This is a genomic window from Nocardia cyriacigeorgica, assembly GCF_010868145.1.
Taxonomy (GTDB): Bacteria; Actinomycetota; Actinomycetes; order Mycobacteriales; family Mycobacteriaceae; genus Nocardia; species Nocardia cyriacigeorgica_D.
On sequence record NZ_JAAGUY010000011.1, the window covers coordinates 1 to 24,642 of the forward strand.

The following is a 24,642-nucleotide window of genomic DNA, read 5'->3' on the forward strand; positions in this document are numbered from 1 at the left end:
GGGCGTCGTCGTCGATCGTCGCGTGTCGTAGGCGTACTTCGGCGAGGTCGGCGCGCACCGCGTCGAGGTCGACTTCCGCGGATTCGGTGGTGGCACCGTCATGGTCGGCGTCGGTGGCGACCAGCAGCACAGCGTGTGGGTCGACGACCGCGCCGGCGGCCACAACGTGGCGCAGCACGCGAAGAGGGCGCTCGGCGCGGACCACATGCTGCATCTTCATGGCTTCGAGGACCGCAACCTCGGCGCGCGCGGGTAGCACCGTGCCGGGCTCTGCCATGGTCACCACGGTTGCGCCCATCGGCGAACGCACCACCCAGTCGTCTGCGCCGAGTTCGACGGAGTCCTGCTGCTGGTCGTCGGCAGACGGTGGTGGTGACCGACCTGTCGCAGGCCACCAGCCCGGATGCCGCGCAAACCCTCATGGGCCGGATGCAGCAGGAACCCGGCGTCGCCGCCGTACAGCCAGCAGGCAGCGGAAACGGAATCATGCTGATCCAGGTCATTCCGAAGACCGGGCCCGATGATCCCGCGACCAAAGATCTGGTGAACCGGCTGCGCGATGATCGCGACCGTATCGAAAGCGGTACCGGCGCAACGTACTTGGTCGGCGGCACCACGGCCGCCAATATCGACACCTCGGACCGGCTTGCCGACGCCCTGCCAGTCTTCCTGGCGGTCGTGGTCGGCTTGGCTCTGGTCTTGCTGACGATCGCGTTCCGCACCGTATTGGTTCCGCTCTCGTCGATCGCGGGGTTCATCCTTTCGGTCTTCGCCGCGTGCGCCACCGTCGACAACCCGATCGTCAAACCGCTGGCGTTCACCCTCGCCGTCGGTGTACTGCTGGACGCCCTCATCGTGCGGCTGACGCCGATACCCGCGTTCATGGCACTCATCGGCAATCGCATCTGGTACCACCCGCGCTGGTTCGACCGATCTGTGCCCGACCTCGACGTCGAAGGCGCCGAACTAGAGCACCGGTTCGCCACGACGGCCGAAACCGACGTCGTCGATAGTGCTGCACACGGATCCGACCAGGTCAGCCGGTAGCGATTCCCATGACGAGGTTGATCGTCGTCGCGAGGATGACGGTGCCGAACGCGTAGGAGAGCAGGTTGTGGCGCAGGGCGATGGCGCGGATCCGACGGTCGGAGACGTCGGTATCGGAGACCTGGTAGGTCATGCCGAGGTTGTAGCTGAAGTAGAAGAAATCGCGGTAGGCGGGTGGCTCATCGGAGTTGAAATCGATACCACCCTTGGGAGATTCGTAGAAGAGATAGGCGTAGCGCGCGGCGTACATGAGGTGCAGCGCGGCCCACGCCATGAAGACACCGCCGAGGGCGACGGCGGCGGCCGCCTTTCGTGCTCCGGTGTCGCCGAGGACAAGGATCACCACGATGCCGATGAGTGCGCTCGATGCCGCGGTGACCACGGAAAGTTCTTCGACGACGGGCCGGAAGTCCTCGCGTCGCGCGTTCGCCTTCGTCTGGTCGGCGTCCATCGGCCACAGCACGAGCCACCCGATGATGACGAAGAGGGTGTCGGCCGCGGCGATGCCCGCGATCACCCCGAGCGGCCACTCGGTGAGCATGCCGACGGGCACTCCGATCAGGAGGCCTGCGATGACCGAGCCGATGAGTCGACTGACGGCGGAATGCAGGAGCCGGGTAGTCATGCACGCTCACTGTACTGATCGGTTGAGCGCGAGGTTTCAGTCCTCGTCCTGTGCGTCGGCAATGCGGTTGCGAGCCTGGGCGATCTCCAACGCCTTCTCGGCAGTCGCTTGATCGCGGTACGGCCCCATCCGGTCACCGACCCAGCAGTCCTTACCCTGTTCCGCGCGATGGTGTTCGAGGCAGTAGTACCAGGCGTCGTTGTCGGAAGTCATGGCGTTAGTATGCGCGAATTCGCATACCGGTTGAGCTCTTGCGGGCGGCGTGGCGAGGGGTTCATGAAGAACTCGAAGGTCGAGGTCGAGTGCTCCACGGGGCCACCACTCAGCGGATGGCAATTTTACAGCTATCAATTCCCGATCGGTGCGATTGCGACAGGCTCCGAGGGGGTGGCGCGTGCGCCAGCCCTCTCGGTGTGGCGCAATCAGGCTTATCTGACCTGGTGACTCGCATTTCTCTCGAGTTGTCGATCGCGTAAACGGATGGCCGGGCCATCGCGTCGCAGCGCTGGATCGTGTGCCGGAATTGCGATTGCGCGCACAGCATGTCGAGCTGTCCGCTATTCTCTAGCGAACGCAAGTCGAAGTAGTGCCGCGGCACCCGGACCCGGGGACCGCTTGGGCTCGGCGGACCGGTGGACCCCAGTATGCCATCGTCCGCGCCTGCCGACCTGTTCGTGAGTTTCTCGACGACAACGCTCGGACGTGCGCTCATCGTCCTTGCGGGAGAGGGCGTTACGACATGCCGACCTCAGCTACACACAGTTCCCATGGTGCGCGCGGACTGGCAGGCGGTGATCAGTGGGCGAGCTAGGACCGCTCGACCGCTCCGCCATGTCCGACACGACCGACCGGCTCACCGACCCCACCTACGAACGTTGCCATGAGGCGCCGGTCTACCTCACCGTCCCGCACGCCCGCGGCATTGTCGGCATTCACGAACGCATCGGATGCAGCTTCGATACGTGTATCCGCTTGCGTGCGGCCCGCTTGCACTTGGCGATGGCCGAGGAGCCCGAGACGCAGAGTTGGGTGCAGTGGTCGGACGGCTCATGGGCGCCGGTATACGCCGACGGTTGGACGGGCGATCCCGTCACGTTCGCCGGAATGCTCGGCGCCGCTGTCCGTGACGCACACTCAATGGGTGAGCGCGATCTTGACGATCACGACGGCCGCGGCGCCCACCGCCAGCAGGACCGCGCCGTAGACGGACCCCCGGGTCGGACGCTCATTGTTGAGTCGAGCGATGACGAACACGATGCCCCCGATCCGGAACAGAACAGCTAGCTCCGCAATGATCTGCGCGGTCCTCGGCTCCAACCAGCCCATCCATCCAGTCGCGAGAATGACGCACGGAAGTACCGCCGAGCTGAGAATCGGGACCGAGTTGCGTAGTTCGTGAACCTTCTCGGACGTGGTCAGCGCACCATGCCGACGAACACTTCGACCGACTGCTTCGGCGAAGGCATGCGCGACGAAGGTGGATCCGCTCGCGCCGAGGACCACCAGGATCCCCACGTACTTGTCCGCCGTGACGACCGGCACCAGCGCCGCGAGCACCAGCACGTTGCCATAGATGTAGGCGCTGATGCGGCTGGCCGCATTGTCGCGGTCCAGCGGCATCCTGCGAGAGAACAACGGGCCGTGAAGAAGCGACTCAGGGCCGGTCTCCGTCATTTCGCGGGGGTCTTGCGCGGGCGAGCCCGCCGTGCGGGTCTGGCTCGAACCGCGGTTTTGGACTCCGTAGAGGTTGTGCTGCCAGAAGTATCGTCGCGCCAGCTGATCTCGATCTCGATCTCGGTTTCATCACCGTCGACCTCGATCTCGAGCTCCCAACGCACCTGGTCGGCGACCTCGATCGAGAGCGACTCACCCTCCGAGCCGAGTTCGACCTCCGAGCCGCCCGCGAGGGCCTGCCCGAGTGCGATGAGCCGCTGCGACACTTCGTCACGAGAGAGTGCGGACTTCTTCTTCAGCTCCAACTTGGGCACGACGACTCCTGACCTAGGTGGTTCATCGCGGCTGTTGCGATATCGACGTCAGCTCAGCGCTTTCGCCTTGAGGGTGTCGAACTCGGCCTGGGTGATGGTGCCCGCGTCGAGCATGGCCTTCGCGTCGGCGATCTGATCGGCGGCGGACTTCCCGGCCACCTGCTTGATGTACCGGTCGGTCGCCTCCTTGGCCTCGGCCTGTGCTTGCATCGTCCGTTCGGCCATGCCCCGGCCTCTGGCGATGATGTAGATGAACACCGAGATATAGGGCAGCACGATCAAGAAGATGATCCATAGGGTTTTGACGATTCCGGACATGCTGCGGTCACGGAAGAGGTCGGCGATGACGTGGAACAAGAGGATCAGGTAGGCGACGAACGCGAAAATGATCAGCGTGTACCACAGCAGTTCCCAGAACGAATCCAACATGGGGTGACCATCCTTCGATGCGGCATTCCAGCATGTGGGTGCGTCGGCTCGACCAGGGCGAACGTGCATGCCGACCCGGTCTACCTCCGCTGTGTCGAGTCTAGGATTTTCGGGTGGGTTCGAGGCTCACCCGCTAGGGGTGAGAATGAGCCCGGGTCGTTGCCGGAGAACGCCGACATCCGGCGTTTCCGGCGTCGAATCGACCTGAATTCACCCAACGTCGATATCAACCTGTGACCATGAGCGGAGCCGTTGTCGTTTCGTGTGTTGATCTGTCTCGGTTGCGGGACAGACGATGGACGAGCGCCGATTCGTCGCACACTGCCGTCCGGCGAATCGTCCGCCTCTGGTACGAGGCCGAGGCGACGCGGGTACGCGCCCAGGAGGTGGCCGTGATGTCATGGTTCGGCCGATGACCGAGGGGCCGACGACCAGTGATCGCCCCGAGCAGGTGGCGGGCCCGCAACGTGTGCTCGCGCTGCTGCTGGCGATGGCGATGTTCGTGCTCGTCGTCGACACATCGCTGATGAATGTGTCCATCTCGTCGGTGGTTCGCGATCTCGACACGACCGTGAGCGGCGTCCAGGCGGCGATTGCGCTCGAGGCGCTGGTATCGGCCGCGTTCATCCTGATCGGTGGCAGGGTCGGGGAACTCATCGGCCGCAAACGCGCCTATGTGCTCGGTTTGCTCGGCTATGCGATCGGGGCGTCCGCGATGGCGGTTGCGCAGAGCCTGACCGCGATCATCATCTTCTGGGCTGTGCTCGGCGGGATCGGCGCATCGCTGTTGCTACCCGCTATGCAGTCCCTCATCCACGGCAACTTCGAGGGAGTGGCGCGGCAGAAGGTCTACGCCATGGTCGGAGCGGCCGCTGCGATCGCCGCTGCCGTGGGACCACTGCTCGGAGGTTTCATCACCACGTATCTTTCCTGGCGTGTCGGCTTCGTCCTCGAGGTCGTCGTCATCGCGATCGTGCTCTCCGGTATCCGGCTCGTGCGCGAGGTGCCCTACACCGGTCCCCGAGGCGTCGACGCGGTAGGCGCGATCCTGTCCGTTCTCGGCATGGGTGGGATCGTGCTCGGCATCCTGGTGTGGCAGGAAGGTGGCGAATCGGTCGGTGTACTCATGGCGAGCGGGGCGCTTGCGTTGGCGGGCCTCGCCTATTGGCTCGTGAAACGCAAACGCGCGGGCAAATCGAGCCTGCTGGACCCCGATCTGTTCCGCTCGAAGACCTTCAGGCTCGGTATCTCCGGGCAGATGCTTCAGCAGATCGCGCTCGGCGGCATCATGATCGCGCTGCCGATCTACTTGCAGATGGTGCTCGAGTACAACGCGATGCAGGCCGGGCTCTCCCTCGCCCCGCTCTCGCTGAGCATGTTCGCGGTGGCGGTGCTGGCGGGTAGGAAGGCAGGAGATCGACGCCCGGGCATCATCATCCGCGTGGGGTTCGCGCTATTGACGATGGGGGCTGTGGCGCTGATCCCGATCGTGCCCCTGGCACAGTTCGGCTGGGGCCTGGTGATCCCACTCGTGGTCGCGGGATCAGGGTTGGGGCTGTTGGTCTCGCAACTCAACAACTACACGCTGGCGCCGATCGAGGAGGATCGGATCAGCGAAGCCGCGGGCGTGAATTCGGCGGCGGGGTCATTCGGATTGTCGTTCGGGCTGGCGTTCGCCGGCGCCATCATGCTGGCAACGTTGTCCATCACCTTCACCGCCATGGCGCAATCGAGCACCGTGCTCCCGCCCGCCGAGCAGCAGCAGGTGGCACAGGTACTCGAGGAGGACGCCGAAGTGATGACCAACACCCACCTCGAACAGCTCCTCGTCGACCAGCCCGCCGAGATCAAGGACGAGATCATCCGCATCAACACCGACGCGCGCCCGCTCGCCCTCCAGGTAGCACTGCTCGTTCCCCTGGTCGCCGGACTCATCGGCGTCGCCATTTCCTTCCGCATGGCGCACGCGTCGGCATCCGCCCGACAGAGACCCGACGAAGGACGAGATCTGCCCTGACGCGCTGACACTCGCGGCCGCGGAAGTCTGCGCATCATCGATGTTCGAAGGTCGTCTCCCGTCCACCGGGACAGAGCCGACGCGACCTCCGGACGAACCGGTTCAGTAGCAGGATCTAGGCCGCGCTTTCGGGTGCGGTGTCCGGCGGCGGATGGAGTGGACTGTGGGTTCGGAACGGATTGTTGTGGTCACCGGCGCGAGTCGCGGGGCGGGGAAGGGTATCGCGTTGGCGCTGGGGGAAACCGGTGCCACGGTGTACGTCACCGGTAGGACGCGGACCGAGGGTGACGCACCGTTACCGGGCACAGTGTTCGCGACGGCCGACGAGATCTCCAGGCGCGGTGGGCGTGGCGTCCCGGTGGTGCTCGACCACAGTGACGACGCGCAGGTCGAGGGCTTCTTCGCCCGGCTGGGAGAGGAGCACGGACGCCTGGACATCTTGGTCAACAATGCTCTGACAGTGCCCGACGGTTTGACCGACAAGGGCCCGTTCTGGGAGAAGCCGCTGACGTTGCTCGACCTGCTGGATGTCGGCATGCGCTCGAGTTACGTCTCCAGCTATTACGCGGCGCCGCTGCTGGTGGCCAACGGTTCGGGGCTGGTGGTGAACACGTCGTCATTCGGCGGCACCTGCTATATGCACGGCCCCGCCTACGGCGCGGGCAAGGCCGCGGTGGACAAGATGGCCCACGATATGGCCGTCGACTTCCGCCCGCACAACGTCGCTGTCCTCTCGATCTGGATGGGTCTGCTCAAAACCGAGCGCACGCTCGCCGGATTCGCGGCGAACCCGGGCGCCTACGAGGGTTTGGCCGCGACCGCCGAGTCGCCGGAGTTCACTGGCCGCGTCATCGATACGCTCGCTCGCGACCCCGAGGTGATGAAGCGCAGCGGGCAGGTGCTCGTCGGCGCGGAGATCGCGCAGGAACTCGGCGTGCAGGACACCGAAGGGCAACGTCCGCCATCGCATCGTCCGTTCCTCGGCGATCCGCCGGTGTTCTCCGATGCGGTCATCGACTGATCCAGGCACCCCTCGACTTCCGGTAGGAGCATCATGAAGTTCGGTTTGTCGTTGTTCACCAGTGACCGCGGGATCTCGCCGGCCGACGCCGCGAAATCGGCGGAGGACAACGGTTTCGATACCTTCTACGTTCCCGAGCACACCCATATTCCGGTGGCCCGAACCTCCGATCACCCGGCCACCGGCGACGAGACGCTGCCTGACGACCGCTACATGCGCACACTCGACCCGTGGGTAGCGCTCGGCGCGGCGGCCGCCGTCACCACTCGGATCGGGCTCGGCACCTCGGTCGCGCTTCCCCTCGAGCACGACCCCATCGCCCTCGCGAAAACGATTGCGACGCTGGACCATATGTCCGGCGGCCGAGTCGTCTTCGGCGTCGGCTACGGCTGGAACCTCGAAGAGCTCGCCGATCACGGTGTGCCACCGAACAAGAGGCGCACCGTCCTGCGTGAGTATCTCGAAGCGATGGGCGCGTTGTGGACCGAGGACGAGGCAGCTTACGAGGGTGAGTACGTGCGGTTCGGGCCGAGCTGGGCGTGGCCGAAGCCGGTGCAGCAGCCACGTCCGCCGATTCTGGTCGGTGCAGGCGGAACCGAGAAGACCTTCGCCTGGATCGTGCGCTCGGCCGACGGCTGGATCACTACACCCATCGAGCAGAACATCGACTCGGGCGTGCGCCAACTGGAGAAGATGTGGCGTGATGCAGGCCGAACCGGCGACCCGCGGGTGGTCGTCCTCGCCGACGAACCCGACCGCGAGAAGCTGAATCACTGGCGCGATATCGGCGTGGCGGAAGTGGTGTTCTCGCTGCCCGACGCCGACACCGCCGAGGTCAAGGCGTTCATCGCCCGGCTCGCCGAGCAACTCGAGGGGGTCGCCGGTGGCGCCGAGTAATAGCAGCCTGAGTTTTCAGATCGCCTACGGCGACTGTGACGCCGCTGGGATCGTGTACTTCGCGACGTATTTTCGGTGGATGGAGCGGGCATACACGTCGTGGTTGTTCGCCAATGGCATACGTGGGGGAGAGCAGTCGGAGGATTTGGGTGGGTTGGCTGTCGGTGTGAGCACCGGGGCGGACTATCTGCGGATGGTGCGGGTGTTCGACATGCTGGAACTTCAAGTGGTGCTCGACCGCATCGGCACCAGCTCCTACACCTTGGGCTACGAATTCACCCGCGGCGACGAACTCGTCACCCGAGGCCATATCGTCTATGCGTTCCGCGACCACGAGTTCGGGAAACAGCCACTGCCCCAGCGGCTTATAGAGCTTCTGCGGACCCTCCCCGAGTCGCGGCTCGAGTCTCGACGCCAACCTGTCCGATAGCCCGGCTCCGAGGAGGTGTCGGGATGGATCTTGTCGCCGGCCGTCGAGCGACCCGCGCTCAGCTCGGAGTGGCGATCTGGATCAAGTTCCCGCAGGTGTCGTCGAACACCGCGGTGGTGACCGGACCCGCATCCAGCGGCTGCTGGGTGAACGTCACCCCCAGGGAGCTGAGGCGCTCGTACTCTGCCTTGACGTCCGGGACCTGGAACGAGGTGGCAGGGATGCCGTCGGCGACGAGGCCTTCCTTGTACGGCTCGACCACGGGGTGGCCGCTCGGCTCGAGGAGGAGTTCGGTGCCTTCGGGGTCCTCGGGGGAGACGACCGTCAACCAGCGGGCTTCGCCGAGGTCGACGTCGTGCTTCTTGATGAAGCCGAGGACATCGGTGTAGAAGTCGAGTGCTTTCTGCTGGTCGTCGACAAACACGCTGGTGATGTAGATCTTCACGTGGGGTGTCCTTTCGTGGTCGGCCACCGTTCATAGATGGCGGCCAGGGGAGTGGTGTCGAGGTGGTGGAACTTGTAGCGGCCTTGTTTGCGCGTCGTGATCAGCCCCGCATCCTCCAGCACCGCCAAGTGCTGGGATACGGCTTGTCGGCTCAGGTTCAACTGATGTCGATTGGTCAGCCGGACACAGATCTCGAAGAGGGTCTGTCCGTCGCGCTCGGTCAGTTCATCGAGAATTGTCCGCCGCGTCGGATCGGCGAGGGCCTTGAAGATATCGCCCATGCACCGACGATAGGCAAGTGGTTACTTGCCTGTCAAGCAGGCGTGCCGAGGCAGTGGTTGGTGCATGCTTCGATGCACATGTGACCGGCGCGCCGCTCAGCTTCGTGACTTCACGACTTGACCTTGACACTGTGACAGGGACTTGAGTGATCGGCGAAGGAGGTAGCTGTCGTGAATACAACCAACCATGACGTCGTTGCTCGCCTCGTCGATGCTCTGGCCGACGCCGATTCGTCGGCCAGATTGCGGGCCGCGCTCTCGGCGGGCACGCTCGGCGATCCCCGCCTCGTCGAGACCTTGGTCGCGCGGTGCGCGGTCGAACCGGATTTCTTCGTCCGGGACATGTTGACCTGGGCGTTGTGCCGGCTTCCTGCCGAGATCACCGTGCCGCGGTTGCTCGCCGAACTCGTGTCCGATCGGGCGCAGGCTCGCAGCCAGGCGCTGCACACCTTGTCCAAGATCGGTGATCGGGGTGCCTGGCCTGCGGTGTCGGCGCTGCTGCACGACGAGCACGACGAGGTCGCGCTCAGCGCGTGGCGGGCGGCCACAGTGCTCGTTCCCCCTGGCGAGGAGCGTGAGCTCGCCGGCAATCTGGCGATCGCCCTCGGCCGCGGTGACCACCAGGTGCAGCGAAGTCTCAGCCGCGCGTTGGCGGCACTCGACGAGGCCGCGGCACCGGTGCTGGATGCCGCGATGGCGCACCCCGATCCACGGGTTCGCGCTCATGCGGAAGCCACCGAGCGGCTCCGTCTCGACCCCGACAGTGGGTTCACCCTGTCGCTCGAGATGGCCAAGCGCATCGCAGTGACCGGCACGGACACATAAATGGAAGGCGACGGAATGTTGATCGGTGAAGTCTCGCGGCGCTCCGGCGTCAGCACCCGCATGCTGCGTCATTACGACGCGGTGGGCTTGGTGACGCCCTCGGTCCGAACAGCGGGCGGCTACCGCGAGTATTCCGTCGACGACATCCGTCGCCTCTTCCACGTCGAGTCCCTGCGCACTCTCGGCCTATCGCTGAGCGAAGCCAAGCGTGCGTTGGACGAGCCCGGATTCACGCCAACCGAATTGGTGGGGCAGCTGATGCGGCAAACCCGTGCACGGATCGCCGCCGAGGAGGAACTGCTCAGAAAACTCGAGCAGGTCGACGCGGCGGCGCCGGCGCAGTGGGGTGAGGTACTGAGCATCGTCACCCTGTTGCGGGCGCTCGAATCGGAATCCGGAGCCCACCGTCAACAAGCGGTACTCACCCACGAGGCGTCGCTGCCGATCGATGCGCTGGTGGAGGCGGCGCTGTCGGAGGAGGACATGAATGTCGCAGGCGCGCTGCGATGGTCGCTGGCGAGGGCGGCCGGCGAAGGGTTGACGGATTTGGCCATAGGCCTGGATTCGCCGAGTAGCGAGGTCCGGCGGCGGGCTACGGTGGCGATCGCGGCCGTGCCCACCGCGGAAGCAACGATCCTGCTGCGGAGAGCTCTGGACGACCTGGATGTGACGGTGCGTGACCGCGCTGCCCTGGCACTCGGATCTCGCCGGGGCAGCGAGGCGGTACCCGCCCTCCTCGCGATGATCGTCGAGGGCCGCTCCGATGTCGAGGCCGCCGAAACACTCGGCTTGCTCGCGGAGGCGGACGCGGCCGACGACATCGTCCGCGATTTGCGGGATCGCCTCGACAACGTCGACGATGGGCCGACCCGTTTGCGAATCACGCAGGCGTTAGCCGAGATCCCGAGCGCCGCGGCGCGGGAGGCGCTCACGGAGCTGACCGGCGACGCCGATCGAACGATCGCGGCCACCGCCTCCGCGATCCTGCGGTACTGACGGGGTGGCGAATCCGCCTGTCCGACAGGGTCAGGTCAGGGCCAACCCATCGGGCCGGGCGAGTACGCATGTGGTGCGGGTGAAGATCGATGGCATGCACTTGTTGCAGTGCGTGCACAGCGACGGCGTGTGTTCGTTCTCCTGGATACGCAGCAGCAGATCGGGCTGGCGCAGCAGGGCGCGGGCCATGGCGACGAACTCGAACCCTTCGTCCATTGCCAGCTGCATCGTTTCGGCTGTGGTGATGCCACCGAGCAGGACCAGTGGCATATTCAGTTCGTACCGGAACTGGCGGGCCAAGCCGAGCATGTACGCCTCGCGGTAGGGGTATTCGCGCAGGAAGAAACGTCCGCCCAGACGCATTCCCCAGCTCATCGGGCCGTGGAACGCTTTCGCGAAATCCTTGCGTGGTGCGTCGCCGTGGAACAGATACATCGGGTTGAGCAGGGAGCTGCCGATGGTCAATTCCAGCGCGTCGAGGGTGCCGTCTTCCTCGAGCCAGCGCCCGATCTGCAAGCTCTCCTCCAGATGGAGCCCACCGACCACGCCGTCGTCCATGTTCAGCTTCGCCAGCACCGCGATCCGGTCGCCGACCGCGTCGCGCACCGCCTGTGCCACCTCCCGAGCCAGGCGCGCGCGGTTGGCCAGGCTGCCGCCGTAGCTGTCGCGCCGGTGGTTCAACAGCGGGCTGAAGAACGAGCTGATCAGGTAGTTGTGCCCGAAATGAAGTTCGACGGCGTCGAATCCGGCTTCTTCGGCGGTGAGTGCTGCGTCGGCGAAGGCCCGCACCACACGCTGTAATTCGGCCGCGTCGGGCCGCACGGTGCGCGCCATCCCCAGCGGGCTGAACATCCGGCCCGGCGCGAGTGCGGGCAGCCGGTTCGACGCGGCATTGGCCACCGGTCCCGCGTGCCCGATCTGTGCGCTCGCGGCGGCGCCCTCGGCATGGATGGCCTCGGTGAGTCGCCGCAAGCCGGGCACTGCCCCCGGGCGCATCCAGATCTGATGGCGGTCGGTGCGGCCCTCGGGGGAGACGGCGCAATAGGCCACGGTCGTCATCCCGACTCCACCCGCCGCTGGCGCGCGGTGGTACTCGATCAAGTCGTCGGTGACGAGCGCGTCGGGTGTGCGGCCTTCGAATGTCGCGGCCTTGATCACCCGGTTGCGCAACGTGACGGGACCGAGCTCGGCAGGGCTGAAAACTGTGGTCATCGGGACTCCAGGGGGGCGGACAAACCCGCGGTGACGAACGCATGCAGCGTCGTGACCGAGGGGGCGGACAGGACGCGATCGTCGGCGAGGGGCGCGCCGAACTGACCGAGGATGAGGTCGAAAGCCAGTATCCAGCGCACCCGCGCCTCGTGATCCGGCAGATCGGGATGCTGTCGGCGCAGTAGATCGACGAATGGGTCGAGGGAGAACCAGCGGGCGGTCCAGCCGATATCGTGACGGCCGAGCACCAGCCGTGACAACAGCCGGATGTGCAGCCGTCCGATCGGATCCTCGGCCAGCGTCACCAGCGGATCGATCACCGCGGATACGCATTCCGCGACCCCGGCGCCCCGGTCTTCGAGGCCGTCCATCGCGGATTCCCACACTGGGCCGAGCCGGCTTTGCAGTAGTGCGGCAACCAGTGATTCCTTCGACCCGAAGTGGTAGTGCACCGCGGCCGGATTCGACTCGGCCGCAGCGCATACCGCCCGGATGGAGACCCGCTCATAGCCCGATTCGAGCAGTAGCCGCTCGGCAGCCGTCAGCAGCCTTTCCCGGGTGGTGAGTTCAGCTTGTCGCACACAGCTAGTAGAGCACGTTTCAATCACTGATTCAATCAGTGATTGAACGATGGTTCGGCGCAGGTATGCCGAACTGATCAGGGCTGGTCTCCGGTCGTGGCCGACCGTTCAACGACGTGCCGCTCGTCGGTGCATGCCAGGCGCGACCTGATTCGCACCGACGAGCGATACGGCCTACGTGGTGTTGGTCGCGGCGGTTCGGGCAACAGGCGCCGCGTCGTCGGCAGCCGCGTTCCCCCGCGGGACCGTGAACGTTGCGAGTACTGCCGTGATCGCGATGACGAAGCAGGCGATCGTGTACCAGAGGTTGCCGATGGGGTCGCCGTTGTCGGTGATCCCATCCACGGCCCCGAAGAAATCGGGGAGGGCCGTCGCCCAGAGCGTCGCCATCACGGCCAGGTACGCCAGCGCGTACCACTGCACCAGGCCGTTGCGATAAGCACGCACCTCGGAGGTTCCCGCACGCAGGGACAACCACTGCCGGGTCATGACAACTACCGCGACCACCGAAAGCACCGCGAGCTCCGCCGCGTACAGGAATCCGCGGACGGTATCACTGCCCATCCCGAAGACCGTCGCGGGAAGGGGAAGCACGAAGGTGCCCACCGAGGCGAGCAACCCGATCACCACGGTGCGCCACACCAGCTGCAATCCGGTGAAACGTGTGCCGGCATCGACGTGGCGGCCGACGAAGTACTGCACACACAGCGCCAGCGACATCGGCCACAGGGCAGCGAAGACGACCACGCTCGGCAGCGGTACCGAATCGAACATCGGCTGGTTGATCGGATTGTCCACCGACCACTCCCACCAGCGCAGTTGCGGGCCGATCTGGTCGAAGATCTCGTAGAACGCGTGGTGCACGAAGCCGACGCAGACCGCGCCGAACAGCACGCCGTAGCGCCGGAAGATGCCGAGCATCCGGACGATTTCGAAGGCAAGCGTCGCCATCAGCGGATAGATCGCGATGATGTAGAGCGGTAGCCGTCCCCACATGAAGTCAACGGTGAACACGTTGTGCGCGAACATCGTGTCGACATGTTCGGCGATGCCGAAGGCCGACGGGAAGTACAGCGGCGGTTCGATCACGAACAGGTAGGCGGTCGCACCGAACCAGAGCACCAGATTGGTCGGGTCGCCATGCCTGCGTAGTCGCATGATCGCGTAGATCAGTGCGAGCGCCGAGCCGAGCACGATGGTCAGTTCGAGCACCGGCAGCGTCCAATTCTCCAGCGCGGCCGGGCTGCGGAACTCGACGAGTCCGCCGGCTTCGTCGCACGAGAAGCCCAGTCGTGTAGCGAGATCGGCGAAAGTGGGCGTACACAGATCCGACATCAGTTCACCACCGATACCATCGGCCGGTCCTGGTCCGCGGTGTACCAGCGAGTGCAGTCGTAGCCCGCGTCGTAGCGCTCGAACCACCTGGCGGCCAGCTCGGGTAGGTTCTCGTGCGTCGGATCATGTTTGGGCATCTGGCTACGGACGACGCCGGCAAGGGCGGTGAGCTGCTGCCGGCGGGAGAGTCCGTCGAATGCGCGTGGCATGGGGCCCTTGGTCAGATACGGCGCGAACGCCGTCAGGACCTTCTGCTTGGCACGGTGTCTGGCGAACATCGACAGCGAGTCGACCTTGCGGTCCGCCAGCGGGACATGCTGATTGAAGCCCGCGCAGGCGATCCGGATCACCTTCATCACGTGCGCGAAGATCGACGGTGCCATCCGCATCCGGTACAGCTCGTCTCCGACAACGGAATTGAACAGAATCAACGCGGAGCTGCGATGTTCGACCTCCTCGACGAAGTGCCAGATGAACAACGATGCGACCCGATCGTCGCCGGGACGGAACAGCGTCGCCTCGTTGTCGAGCATCAGCTTGAAGACCGGTGTGAAGGTGGCCTCGAGGTCGGCGGTGTAGGCGAGCCGGTAGTTGTGTGAGGTCGCCTCGGTGAGCAGGTCGAACTCACCGATCACCGCGTCGAGGGTGTTCTGCAGCCCGGGATATTGCTTGATGAGTGCCTTGACGTGCTGGCGGTGGGCGGTCGAGTGGTGACCCTCCTGGCGCATGAACGCCGTGGCTTCCTCGGCCACCTCCTGGTCGGTGAATACGGGCTTGAGCTGCATGATCAGCTTCACGATCATCTTTTCGAAGCCCACTGCCAGGAACGAGACCGCATTGGACATGCTCGACCAGGCCGGGTTCTGCGGGTTCCACAGGAACGGAACATCCGCGTCGTCGAATCCGAAATCCATCTTTCGGGGCTGCAGGTTGGTCACAGTGCATTACCTCGCGTCGGGAAATGGGGCTGTCGTGTGCGTCGGGAAGCGCACTGAAATCGCACCATACACTCGTGCTGCCGTGTGTATGATTACTTTCGGCAAGAATGACAACGCACCTGCTGAGCAGTGGTAACGTCCGCCCGGTGGCGCGCAGACGTGGGTGGGGCGGGACTCCGCCGAAGGACGACGAGGAAGCGCACCGGCGCGTCGTCGCGGCCGCGGTCGAGCTGATCGGCCGGACCGGCGCGGCCATCAGCATCGCCGATGTCGCGGAAGCGCTCGGCGTCATCCGCCAGACCGTCTACCGCTATTTCCCCAGCTCCGAGGCGTTGATGACGGCGGCCGCGATCGCCTCGGTCGACGGCTTTCTCGACCGGTTGACCGTGCATGTCGCCGGTCTCGACGACCCGGTCGAGGCGATGACCGAAGGTGTGGTCTACACCCTCACCGAAGTGCGCCGAACCCCGCACCTCGGCATCCTGCTGTCGAGCTCGTACGCGAATGTCGACCCCGACAGCCTCACCTCCGTCCAAGCCAAAGCCTTCGGCATGACGATGATCCGCCGCTTCGACGTCGACTGGGACGCACACGGCTACGACGACGCGGCCCTGCGCGAACTGGTCGAATACGTCCTACGCACAATGCACTCGTTCTTCGTGTCCCCAGGCCACCCACCCCGCACCGACGACCAGTTACGCGCCTACCTCCGCCGCTGGATGGGTTCCGCCATCGCCGCCCAGCGCGAGTTCTCGACGCGGACAGGGCGGGGCACCTGATCGGTACCCTTGTACGTTCACGCCACGAAGGTATGCCGTCGGTGGAACGGCTGGTCGGGATCTATTGCGCCGGAACCGTTCTCTCCTCTGCCCGCGGGGGCAGGGTTTCAGTGACCCACGAGATGCGCGACGGAGACAGCGCCGAGATCCGGAGGTGCGTGCCTACTGGTCGCCGATGAGTTCCGGCGGGAGGAACATCGTGCCGAGCTGTGCTGCGATGGCGCTGGTGTGCTCGACGATACGGTTGGCGTCCACGTCCAGGACCCCGGTCCGCCAAGCGGACAACAGTTCGATGAAACCGCCGATGCCGGCCAGGGTGCTCATGCGGATGGCAGTTTCGTCGACGCCAGGGCGCAGGTAGGGCCATGCGGTGGCGATGAGGAGGTCGGTGGCGTCGGTGAGCATCGTTTTGCGGCGCTGCTCGAGGACGGCGCTGCCGGCGTGGTCGGCGAGCAGGATTCTGGCATGGCCGCGCGGATCGGACTGCAACTCGACGGCGCGGGTGATGGCGGCGCGCATGATCTCGAGCGGCCTCCGGTGCGTGTTCTCGGCGACGACACTCGCTAGATCGACGAACACCCCGGTGCACACCTCGTCCCAGACCGCCGCGAGCAGTTCGTCGCGGTCGGCGAAGTGCTCGTAGAAGTAGCGGTCGTTGAGCGAGGTCCGCTGGCAGACGCCGCGCATGGTCACCGCGGCCCACCCGTTGTCGATCCAGATGTCGAGGGCGGCCTCGACCAGGCTGCTCCGCCGCTGTGCTCTGCGCTGGTCGGTGGTCAGCCCGCCCCAGGTCCGTGCCGGTGCGCGCACATCCATGGTTGACAAAGTACTCCGTCGCGAGCCTAATTGGTGTCAGGTGCGGCCAATGGTGGCAGTTGCCACCAATTCGAGCCTCGCCGGGTCGACCCGGGAGTTGCCATGCGACTGTTTCCCTTCGGCGGAGACCGCCGGACCACGAACGCCGACGCCGTGGTGACCGGCGCGGGCAGCGGCATCGGGCGGGCGTTCGCCGTCGAACTGGGCAGGCGCGGCGGCCGCGTCGTCTGCTCCGATATCGACCACGGCCGCGTCGACGAAACCGCCGGATTGGTCGAGGCCGCCGGCGGGAAGGCGATCGGCACAGTGTGCGACGTCTCCGCGATCGCCGAGGTCGACGGGCTGGCCGCCACGGCACAGGACTGGTTCGCCGGCGCACCCACCCTCGTCGTCGACAACGCGGGCATCGGGGCCGGGGGACCGGTGGTCGGCGAGTTCGCCCTCGACGACTGGCACCGCACCCTCGACGTCAATCTGTGGGGTGTCATCCACGGCTGTCACGTCTTCGCGCCGATCCTACGGACGGCGGGGCGCGGGGCGATCGTGAATGTCGCCTCGGCGGCCGCGTTCGGCGCGGCGCCGCGGATGGCCGCCTACAACGTCAGCAAGGCAGGAGTGCTGGCGCTGTCGGAGACCCTGTCCGCGGAGCTGGCTGGCACCGGAGTCGGCGTCACCGTGCTGTGCCCGACCGGTGTGAAAACCAACATCATGGACGCGGATTCACCGATAGACGAGACCGCCGAGCGGTTCGGCGGACTGCTCCTGCGCTGGACCGGTCGCGCACCGGCCGCCATCGCCCGCACCGCCCTCGACGCCGTGGACCACGGCGAGCTGTACGTGGTGCCGCAGCTGGAGGCCAAGATGCTGTGGCAGGCCAAACGGTGGATGCCCGCGACCTACACCCGTTCGGCCGGCCTGCTCGGGCGGGTCGTGCGCTGATCCATCACGCCGAAGGAGTTCGAACGATGACGTTCGCCTATCCCGATATGCTCGCCACCATTCGCACCAAGCAGTGGGCGCTGGCCGATATCGATTGGGACGCACCGGGTGCCGACACCATCACCGACGAGCAGCGCCCTCGGCTCGCCACCTTCATGGCCGATCTCGTGTGGATCGAACACGTGGGAGCCCGCGGCTTCGCCGCACTCGTGCACCAGGCGCCACCGGGGCCACTGCGGGAGATCTACCGGTACTTCCACGCCGAGGAGCAGAAGCACGCCAATGCCGAACTGGCGTTGATGCGCCGGTGGGGCATGGTCGACGGCGACGCGATGCCGGTGCCCAACAAGAACATCCGCCTCGTCATCAGCTGGCTCGACCGCTACGCCGACCAGCTGTCGCTGCCGGTGCTCGGCACCGTCATCCCTTCGCTGGAGACCGCTCTGGACGGCGCGCTGGTGAAATTCCTGCTGGACGAAGTCGAGGACCCGGTGTGTCACGAGGTGTTCCGGCACATCAACAGCGACGAATCCCGCCACCTGGCCGTCGGTTTCCAGGTGCTCGAACAGCTCGGCGCCGGGCCGCTACGCCGGATTGCCATCGAGACGGCCGGATTCGCGGTACGACCATCGTTCGTGCTCGGCGCACTGCTGTATGCGCCACTGCTGTCGCGGATGTCGACCAACATCATCGCCCTCGGGCTCGACGAGGAGAAACTGTGGCAGGCGGTGCGCCGCTACGAGAGTGTCGGCGAGCGTAGCCCGTCGATTCGGCGGATGCCGCTGTATCACGTGGTGAAGATGCACGGTAAGGCCACCATCCATCGCCGTCAGCCGTTCCAGTTGCTGGCCGATGTGTCCAACGCGTGTATCGATCGTTTCCCGGTGCGCATGCTCGGTCGCAAACCGTCCTGGTCGGACGAGCTGACCTACGAGCCGGTGGCGAAATGACCACGCCCCGGTTCGCCGAAACCTTTCACGGCACTCAGTCGCACCGTACGGCTTTCGTCCCACGGCACGAATTCACCGGTCGGCGGGTCGCGATCATCGGCACCGGCGCGGCGGCCGCGCGGCTACTGCCGGGAATCGCCGCGGAGGCCGCGCGGGTGACGGTATTCCAGTCCGATGCGGTGTGGATTCTGCCGCGGGCGCCGCTGCCAGATGCCGAAACGCTGCGGCGAACTCCCGATTGGGTGGTGCGGCTGATCGCACGCGTGAACCTGCGTGTCCAGGTGCGTGATTCGTGGCTGCGGCACCGGCTGACCCCGGACGACACCGCAGGCGTCGCGGTGCACAACAGTTACTACCGCACACTGCGGCAACCGCACTGCACGCTGGTGACCTGGCCGATCGCGCGGTTGGTTCCGCAGGGCGTGCGGACGGTCGACGGGATCGAGCACCGGGTCGACACCATTGTCTACGCCGAGGACGCCGGGCACGTCGTGCGTATGGTCGCGCGCGCTGGCCGCATGCACAACCCGCCCGAACTCGTCACCGCTGTCATTGCCACTCGGCCGAAGGAGATCGCATGACCACCGCCGGAATCGACCACGAGATCATCATCGTCGGCGCAGGGTTCTCCGGGATCGGCGCGGCGATCGCGTTGCGCAACGCCGGATTCGACGACTTCGTGATCGTCGACGACGCCGACGGTGTCGGTGGGACATGGCATTGGAACACCTATCCCGGTGTCGCCGTGGATATTCCGTCGTTCAGTTATCAGTTCTCTTTCGAGCAGCGCACCGATTGGTCACGGGTCTACGCACCAGGGCGCGAACTCAAGGCCTACGCCGAATCGTGTGTCGACAAGTACGAGCTGCGGCCGCGTATTCGCTTCGGCACCACGGTGGTCGGCGCGGACTTCGACGAGGATGCCCATCGCTGGGTTCTGCACACCGCGGAGGCGGGCGACCTCACGGCGCGTTTCGTGATCAGCGCCACCGGCGTGCTCACCCGGCCCAAGCTCCCCGACATCCCCGGCATCGATAGCTTCGCGGGCGTCACGATGCACACCTCGCGCTGGGACCACCGCCAGGACCTGCGCGGCAAGCGGGTCGCGATCATCGGTACCGGTGCATCGGCCGTACAGGTGATCCCCGAGATCGCGCCGCAGGTCGCGCAGCTGACGGTATTCCAGCGCACCCCGATATGGTGCCTGCCCCGTCCCGATGCGCCGCTGCCGCTGCCTGTGCGCTTGGCGATGAAGGTTCCGGGTGGACGCACATTGACCCGGCTGGTGAGCCAGACCTACGTCGAATTCACCTTCCCCCTTGCCGCCCACTACTACCGTTCCCTGCCGACCGCCGCGATCGGCGAGCGCGCGGGGCTGGCTCATCTGCGCCGCCAGGTGAAAGACCCGGTCGTGCGGGAGGCGCTGACCCCGAAGTACGCGCTCGGCTGTAAACGACCCAGCTTCTCCAACGACTACCTGGCGACCTTCAACCGGTCCAATGTCACGCTGGAAACCACGCCGATCGGCGACATCACACCTACCGGCGTGCACACCGAGTCCGGCAGCGAACACCCTGCCGACGTGCTCATTCTCGCCACCGGCTTCAAGGTGATGGAATCGGGCAATATGCCCACCTACGATCTGCACGGCGTGGGCGGCCGCGACCTGGAGACGTGGTGGGACGAGAACCGCCTGCAGGCCTACGAGGGCGTGAGTGTCCCCGGCTTCCCCAACTTCTTCTCCATCATCGGCCCCTACGGCTACAACGGCGCGTCCTACTTCACCCTGATCGAGAACCAGACCCGCCACATCCTGCGCTGCCTGGACCACGCCCGCGCCACCGACGCCGACCGCATCGAGGTCACCGAGGAAGCCAACGACCGCTACTTCCGCGAAATGCTCGCCCGCCGCGGTGGCCAGGTGTTCTGGCAGGACAGCTGCGCCACCGCTAACAGCTACTACTTCGACAAACACGGCGACGTGCCACTTCGTCCCGCCTCCACCCTCGAAGCTGCCTGGCGCAGTGGCCATTTCCCGCTGGCGGATTACGTCTTCACCTGACGTGCGTGCGCTGCGGCCTCGATCCCAGTCCGGTCGAAGCTTCCTCGCTGAGCAGCCTTCGCGGAGTCCGCGCAGACAACAGGGCCGAGATCGGACGGCTCGGGCACGACCTCGTTGCGGCCGGGGCGCGTGCAGCGACCCGGCCGACGAGACATCAGTAGGTGTAGAAGCCTCGGCCGGCCTTGCGGCCCAGGTACCCGGCATCGACCATGCGACGCAGCAGCACCGGCGGTGCGTACTGAGGTTCGCCGAACTCGGCATACAGCGATTCGGCCACGGCGAGGGTGACATCGAGTCCGACGGTGTCGGTCAGACGCAGTGGCCCCATCGGGTGCGCGCAGCCGCTGACCATGCCCTCATCGATGTCCTCGGCGCTGGCGAATCCGGTTTCGAACATGCGAATCGCACTGCACAGGTACGGGATCAGCAGTGCGTTGACGATGAATCCGGCCTGATCCTTGGATTCGATCGTGCGCTTGCCGAGCACGTCGCGCGCGTAGGCGGTGACCGCGTCGGCGACCGTCCGGTCGGTCTTCAACGTCACCACCACCTCGACCAGGGGCAGTACCGGGACCGGGTTGAAGAAGTGCAGGCCGACCACACGCTCGGGGTGCGCGGTGGCATTGGCCAGCCGGATCACCGGGATGGAGGAGGTATTGGTCGCCAGGACGGTCTGCGGCGACACGATGGCGTCCAGTTTGGCGAAGAAGTCCGCCTTGAGCGATTCGATCTCCGGGGCGGCTTCGATCACCAGTTCCCGGTCGGCGAAATCACCGATATCGGTGGTCACGCCGACCCGCGCCCGCGCCTCATCGGCCGCCGCCTGTTCCAACCGTCCTGATTTCACCGCGCGTGCCAGCGACTTCTCGATCCGTTCGACGGCGGCGTCGGCTGCCGCGCCGTCACGCTCCAGAATCAGGACCGATCCGCCCGCCCGGGCAGCCACCTCCGCGATGCCCGCACCCATGGTGCCACCGCCGATCACGCCGATGAATTGCATTCTCGATCTCTCCTCGTGCTCGGATGTCTCGCAGTCATCATGGTGGACCGGGGTCGACCTACCGTCGGCTGGGCTGGTGTTGTGAGGTCCGACGGGGTGTGCCAGCAACACGCCTGATCAGGTGAACGCCCCCGGCACGAATTGCCGGCGTCGTTGCACCGGCCACCAGCACCGTGCTCAGAACCCGTCGATGATGTCCTTGGCGAAGCGTCGCAGTGCGTCCGTCTTCGCGTCGAGCGGCGCGTCGAATCCGAGACCGTAGAGCGGCCAGGGGACGACGATGGTGTCGGTGACACCGATAGCGGCCAGTTCGCGGTACCCGTCGAGACCGAAGCGGTCGGTGCAGAAGGCCTGGATCTCGAACGGCTCCGCGTCACGCTGGTACTCGGAGCGTAGCCGGGTGAGGGTGGCGATGGTCTCCTCGAGCTCGGTGAAGGTCATCATCGCCGAGGTCCAGCCGTCGCCGAGGCGGGCCGCGCGGCGTAGCGCGGGCGCGGTGTGCCCACCGACGTAGATCGGGACGGGCGCGGTGGGTGCCGGGCTCATCCGCAAGCGGTCGAAGTCGAAGAAGCGGCCGTGGTACTCGACCATGCCGCCGCCCAGAATGAGCCGCAGGATATCGATCATCTCTTCGGCGCGTGGCCCACGGTGTTCATAGGGTGCGCCACACCAGGTGAATTCCTCGGGTGCCCAACCCAATCCGACACCGAGGCCGAACCGGTTGCCGGTCACCGTGGCCACGGAGCCGACCTGCCGGGCGAGCAGCACCGGATTGCGGGAGCCGAGCTTGATCACCTGGGTGTAGAACCGCAGTGTCGTGGTGACCGCACCCATCGTGGCCGCCGCTATCAGCGGATCCACCCACGGTGTATCGGCGTCCCACATCCGACTGCCGTCGGGGGTGTAGGGGTAGGCGGCGGAGACCTGCTCGGAGTAGAACAGCGAATCGGGCAGTGCGATGGAGGAGAAACCGCACTCCTCAGCGGTGATTGCCAGTGCGGGAAGCTGATCGAGGGGAATCATGGCGACGCCGAGACTGAATTTCATGGTCGTCCTCGGTATTCGTAGGGGAGGGATCGTCGAATCGCTCAGCGCATACCGGCGAATCGTTCGTCGACCTGGGCTGCGGTGAGCCCGAATTCGGCGAGCCCGTAGGTGTGCACGGGTTTGCGTTCCCCACGATGGCTCTCGTCATCCATCGCGTGGATGGCGGCCAGCGCGGTTTCGGTCAGGTCGAGCCCGAAGTGGCTGTAGACGGTGGCGACCGTGCCAAGCGGGTCGGCGACGAAGTCGTCGTACTCCACGTCGAGAAACTGTGCGGAATCGTGGCGGCGGCGGGCCTCGGTGAACTTCTCCATGCCCCGCGCCCACAGATCGAGCTGCGTACGTCCGATGGTGTGCGGGTCGAAGGCCTCCGACCAGCCGAGGGTCGCCTGCTGGTTCACGCTGCACATGGAGGCGATCACCGTCCGCGGCGAGCGATGAGTGTGGACGATCAACGCGTCCGGGTAGACGCGCAGGATCTCATCGAGGGCGAAGATGTGGCTTGGGTTCTTCAACACCCAGCGCCGGTCGGTGTCGTTGGCGCCGATGAGCTGAAGGGTGCGGCGGTGCCGTTCGTAGGCGTTGGTCCACTCCTGTTCGGCAAGCCACGCGGAGTATGTCGGGACGTAGGTGAGGCACTCGTAGGCGATCGACTGCATCGATTGCTGCAGTACCCGCCAGCATTCTTCGACCTCGACGGCATCCATGTAATGCATACCGGAGAGGTCGGGATTGGCGGCTCGCTGTGCGCGGTAGGCGGCGTCGATCTCCTGGAACGAGGGGTTCGACGCCCATTCCGACCGTGGCGGGCGCGGCTGTGGACGCTCGGCCAGCCACATCTCCAGTCCTTGGTGCGTGGGGTCGGCGGTGAGCAGCCGGTGCAATGCCGTCGTACCGGTCCGGGGCAGACCTGTGACGAAAATGGGCTGCTGGATCGGGATCTCGGTACAGTCCGGCCGTGACTGCCATGCGGCCTCGCTGAGCGAACGGGCCACGAGCGCGCCGCGCAGCGTCTCCCGTATGGCGAGCACACCCAGCGGGGTCAGCTTCGCCTCGCGGGCATAGGAATCGAGCAGGACCTCGAGGCCCTCGGAGTAGTCGTCGGGACCGAAGTCGGCGCCCTCGGTGCAAGACGCGGCGAGTTCGTGCAGATCGCGGACGGTGCCGACCGCGGTGGGGTCAGTGCTCACGGTGTTCTCCGTTCAGTGGTGGTATTCGCCGCAATTGACGTCGAGACATTGGCCGGTGATCGCGGCCGCGTGATCGGAGGCGAGGAAGACGATCGAATCGGCGATCTGGTCGGGCTCGGGCAGTCGGCGCAGATCGGTGTTGGCGGCGGTGGTCTGGTAGACCTGCTCGACGGTGCTGTTCTGTTCGGCGGCGACCGCGGCGAAGTAGCCCTTCAGGGTGTCGGCCCAGATATACCCCGGGGCAACGGAATTCACGCGGATGCCATGAGGGCCGATCTCGCTGGACAATGACTGAGCCATCGAGAGCAGGGCACTCTTGGCGATCTTGTAGCTGCCGTAGGTGGGATCGGAATGGCGCAGCACCATCGAGTTGACCATCACGATGGAACCCTGGGTCGCGGACAGCGCCGGAGTGCACAGCTGGCTCATCCGAAGCGAGCCGATCACCGACAACTCGATGCTGTCGCGGATGTGCTGGTGGTCGGTGTGTGCGAAGTCGACCATCGACGGCATATGGAACGCGTTGTTGACCAGTACGTCGATCCGGCCGTACGCCTGGCATGCCTGCGCCACGACATTCTCGGCCGACGAATGATCGGTCAGGTCGGCCTGCACCGTGATCGCACGCCGCCCGAGCGCGATCACTTCCTTCGCCACTTCCTCGAGGGTGGACCGGGTGCGCGCTACCAAGACGAGGTCGGCACCGGCGCCTGCGCTGCGCAGTGCGATCGAGCGGCCGAGCCCTGGTCCGACACCGGAGACGACGACGACCTTGTCCTGCAGCAGCCCTGTCAT

The 24,642-nt window shown here is 65.8% G+C and carries 29 protein-coding genes; 12 read left to right on the top strand and 17 right to left on the bottom strand.

What is annotated here, in order from left to right; all coding sequences use genetic code 11:
* Positions 1-298, bottom strand: a 298-nt coding sequence (locus tag GV792_RS14885) for a hypothetical protein (RefSeq protein WP_175584393.1), incomplete at its 3' end; no start/stop codon positions are given.
* Between the two features lie 74 nt (positions 299-372).
* On the opposite strand from GV792_RS14885, the gene GV792_RS14890 reads away from it, so the two are divergent.
* On the top strand, positions 373-1,047 hold the full coding sequence (locus tag GV792_RS14890; RefSeq protein ID WP_309139115.1) for an MMPL family transporter: 675 nt from the start codon (positions 373-375) through the stop codon (positions 1,045-1,047).
* Here the strand turns inward: GV792_RS14890 and GV792_RS14895 are convergent.
* The 5 genes from GV792_RS14895 to GV792_RS14910 form a co-directional block, all read right to left on the bottom strand.
* Positions 1,037-1,672, bottom strand: a complete 636-nt coding sequence (locus tag GV792_RS14895) for a DUF1345 domain-containing protein (protein ID WP_163824707.1) — start codon at positions 1,670-1,672, stop codon at positions 1,037-1,039. The genes GV792_RS14890 and GV792_RS14895 overlap by 11 nt on opposite strands.
* A gap of 36 nt (positions 1,673-1,708) precedes the next feature.
* Complete coding sequence (locus GV792_RS29070) at positions 1,709-1,885, bottom strand: hypothetical protein (protein ID WP_175583004.1); 177 nt, start codon at positions 1,883-1,885, stop codon at positions 1,709-1,711.
* Positions 1,886-2,806: 921 nt separating this feature from the next.
* Positions 2,807-3,292 carry a hypothetical protein gene (locus GV792_RS14900; protein ID WP_256668508.1) on the bottom strand — a complete coding sequence of 162 codons (486 nt, stop codon included), beginning with the start codon at positions 3,290-3,292 and terminating at the stop codon, positions 2,807-2,809.
* Between the two features lie 50 nt (positions 3,293-3,342).
* A complete protein-coding gene (locus GV792_RS14905; RefSeq protein WP_163824709.1) occupies positions 3,343-3,660 on the bottom strand; it encodes an amphi-Trp domain-containing protein in 318 nt (105 codons plus the stop codon).
* Positions 3,661-3,708: 48 nt separating this feature from the next.
* Complete coding sequence (locus GV792_RS14910) at positions 3,709-4,089, bottom strand: SHOCT domain-containing protein (RefSeq protein WP_163824710.1); 381 nt, start codon at positions 4,087-4,089, stop codon at positions 3,709-3,711.
* A gap of 412 nt (positions 4,090-4,501) precedes the next feature.
* Between GV792_RS14910 and GV792_RS14915 the strand changes: the two genes are divergently transcribed.
* From GV792_RS14915 to GV792_RS14930, 4 genes are all read left to right on the top strand, one after another.
* Positions 4,502-6,106 (top strand): MFS transporter, encoded by a 1,605-nt coding sequence (locus tag GV792_RS14915; protein ID WP_163824711.1) that lies wholly within the window; start codon positions 4,502-4,504, stop codon positions 6,104-6,106.
* A gap of 151 nt (positions 6,107-6,257) precedes the next feature.
* Entirely contained in the window at positions 6,258-7,127 is an 870-nt protein-coding gene (locus GV792_RS14920; RefSeq protein ID WP_163824712.1) for an SDR family NAD(P)-dependent oxidoreductase, read from the top strand.
* A 33-nt stretch (positions 7,128-7,160) separates the two neighbouring features.
* Complete coding sequence (locus tag GV792_RS14925) at positions 7,161-8,024, top strand: LLM class F420-dependent oxidoreductase (protein ID WP_163824713.1); 864 nt, start codon at positions 7,161-7,163, stop codon at positions 8,022-8,024.
* The gene (locus GV792_RS14930) at positions 8,011-8,454 is read left to right on the top strand and encodes an acyl-CoA thioesterase (RefSeq protein ID WP_163824714.1); all 444 of its coding nucleotides are present in this window, start codon (positions 8,011-8,013) and stop codon (positions 8,452-8,454) included. Before GV792_RS14925 ends, GV792_RS14930 begins: the two co-directional genes overlap by 14 nt.
* Before the next feature lie 58 nt (positions 8,455-8,512).
* Here GV792_RS14930 and GV792_RS14935 read toward each other — a convergent pair whose 3' ends face one another.
* Together GV792_RS14935 and GV792_RS14940 are read right to left on the bottom strand one after the other, a co-directional pair.
* Positions 8,513-8,899, bottom strand: coding sequence for a VOC family protein (locus tag GV792_RS14935; RefSeq protein ID WP_163824715.1), 387 nt, complete (start codon positions 8,897-8,899; stop codon positions 8,513-8,515).
* Positions 8,896-9,180, bottom strand: a complete 285-nt coding sequence (locus GV792_RS14940; protein WP_163824716.1) for an ArsR/SmtB family transcription factor — start codon at positions 9,178-9,180, stop codon at positions 8,896-8,898. Before GV792_RS14940 ends, GV792_RS14935 begins: the two co-directional genes overlap by 4 nt.
* A 171-nt stretch (positions 9,181-9,351) precedes the next feature.
* Between GV792_RS14940 and GV792_RS14945 the strand changes: the two genes are divergently transcribed.
* Together GV792_RS14945 and GV792_RS14950 are read left to right on the top strand one after the other, a co-directional pair.
* Positions 9,352-10,005, top strand: a complete 654-nt coding sequence (locus GV792_RS14945; RefSeq protein ID WP_163824717.1) for a HEAT repeat domain-containing protein — start codon at positions 9,352-9,354, stop codon at positions 10,003-10,005.
* A 15-nt stretch (positions 10,006-10,020) separates the two neighbouring features.
* Entirely contained in the window at positions 10,021-11,001 is a 981-nt protein-coding gene (locus tag GV792_RS14950; protein WP_163824718.1) for a MerR family transcriptional regulator, read from the top strand.
* 30 nt (positions 11,002-11,031) lie between these two features.
* Here GV792_RS14950 and GV792_RS14955 read toward each other — a convergent pair whose 3' ends face one another.
* The 4 genes from GV792_RS14955 to GV792_RS14970 form a co-directional block, all read right to left on the bottom strand.
* Positions 11,032-12,213 carry an NADH:flavin oxidoreductase gene (locus GV792_RS14955; RefSeq protein WP_163824719.1) on the bottom strand — a complete coding sequence of 394 codons (1,182 nt, stop codon included), beginning with the start codon at positions 12,211-12,213 and terminating at the stop codon, positions 11,032-11,034.
* Positions 12,210-12,794, bottom strand: coding sequence for a TetR/AcrR family transcriptional regulator (locus GV792_RS14960; protein ID WP_178124428.1), 585 nt, complete (start codon positions 12,792-12,794; stop codon positions 12,210-12,212). The genes GV792_RS14955 and GV792_RS14960 overlap by 4 nt, the downstream gene beginning before the upstream one ends.
* A 174-nt stretch (positions 12,795-12,968) precedes the next feature.
* On the bottom strand, positions 12,969-14,129 hold the full coding sequence (locus tag GV792_RS14965) for a hypothetical protein (protein ID WP_163824720.1): 1,161 nt from the start codon (positions 14,127-14,129) through the stop codon (positions 12,969-12,971).
* Complete coding sequence (locus GV792_RS14970; RefSeq protein WP_163824721.1) at positions 14,129-15,067, bottom strand: metal-dependent hydrolase; 939 nt, start codon at positions 15,065-15,067, stop codon at positions 14,129-14,131. Before GV792_RS14970 ends, GV792_RS14965 begins: the two co-directional genes overlap by 1 nt.
* 146 nt (positions 15,068-15,213) lie before the next feature.
* Here GV792_RS14970 and GV792_RS14975 point away from each other — a divergent pair, with 146 nt between their 5' ends.
* On the top strand, positions 15,214-15,846 hold the full coding sequence (locus GV792_RS14975; protein ID WP_163824846.1) for a TetR/AcrR family transcriptional regulator: 633 nt from the start codon (positions 15,214-15,216) through the stop codon (positions 15,844-15,846).
* A 162-nt stretch (positions 15,847-16,008) separates the two neighbouring features.
* Here GV792_RS14975 and GV792_RS14980 read toward each other — a convergent pair whose 3' ends face one another.
* Entirely contained in the window at positions 16,009-16,662 is a 654-nt protein-coding gene (locus tag GV792_RS14980) for a TetR/AcrR family transcriptional regulator (RefSeq protein ID WP_163824722.1), read from the bottom strand.
* A 102-nt stretch (positions 16,663-16,764) separates the two neighbouring features.
* On the opposite strand from GV792_RS14980, the gene GV792_RS14985 reads away from it, so the two are divergent.
* From GV792_RS14985 to GV792_RS15000, 4 genes are read left to right on the top strand one after another with little or no spacing between them, the layout of a single operon-like run.
* Positions 16,765-17,601: an SDR family NAD(P)-dependent oxidoreductase gene (locus GV792_RS14985; protein WP_163824723.1), complete on the top strand. Its 837-nt coding sequence runs from the start codon at positions 16,765-16,767 to the stop codon at positions 17,599-17,601.
* Between the two features lie 26 nt (positions 17,602-17,627).
* Entirely contained in the window at positions 17,628-18,551 is a 924-nt protein-coding gene (locus GV792_RS14990; protein WP_163824724.1) for a ferritin-like domain-containing protein, read from the top strand.
* Positions 18,548-19,132, top strand: coding sequence for an NAD(P)/FAD-dependent oxidoreductase (locus tag GV792_RS14995; RefSeq protein ID WP_163824725.1), 585 nt, complete (start codon positions 18,548-18,550; stop codon positions 19,130-19,132). Before GV792_RS14990 ends, GV792_RS14995 begins: the two co-directional genes overlap by 4 nt.
* Complete coding sequence (locus GV792_RS15000) at positions 19,129-20,613, top strand: flavin-containing monooxygenase (protein ID WP_163824726.1); 1,485 nt, start codon at positions 19,129-19,131, stop codon at positions 20,611-20,613. The genes GV792_RS14995 and GV792_RS15000 overlap by 4 nt, the downstream gene beginning before the upstream one ends.
* Before the next feature lie 154 nt (positions 20,614-20,767).
* On the opposite strand, the gene GV792_RS15005 is transcribed toward GV792_RS15000, so the two are convergent.
* The 4 genes from GV792_RS15005 to GV792_RS15020 all read right to left on the bottom strand — a co-directional run bounded on the left by GV792_RS15005 (position 20,768) and on the right by GV792_RS15020 (position 24,642).
* Entirely contained in the window at positions 20,768-21,613 is an 846-nt protein-coding gene (locus GV792_RS15005) for a 3-hydroxybutyryl-CoA dehydrogenase (protein ID WP_163824727.1), read from the bottom strand.
* Between the two features lie 177 nt (positions 21,614-21,790).
* Positions 21,791-22,660, bottom strand: a complete 870-nt coding sequence (locus GV792_RS15010; protein ID WP_163824728.1) for a TIGR03619 family F420-dependent LLM class oxidoreductase — start codon at positions 22,658-22,660, stop codon at positions 21,791-21,793.
* A 41-nt stretch (positions 22,661-22,701) separates the two neighbouring features.
* Positions 22,702-23,847, bottom strand: a complete 1,146-nt coding sequence (locus tag GV792_RS15015; protein WP_163824729.1) for a sulfotransferase family protein — start codon at positions 23,845-23,847, stop codon at positions 22,702-22,704.
* 12 nt (positions 23,848-23,859) lie between these two features.
* Positions 23,860-24,642, bottom strand: coding sequence for an SDR family oxidoreductase (locus GV792_RS15020; protein WP_163824847.1), 783 nt, complete (start codon positions 24,640-24,642; stop codon positions 23,860-23,862).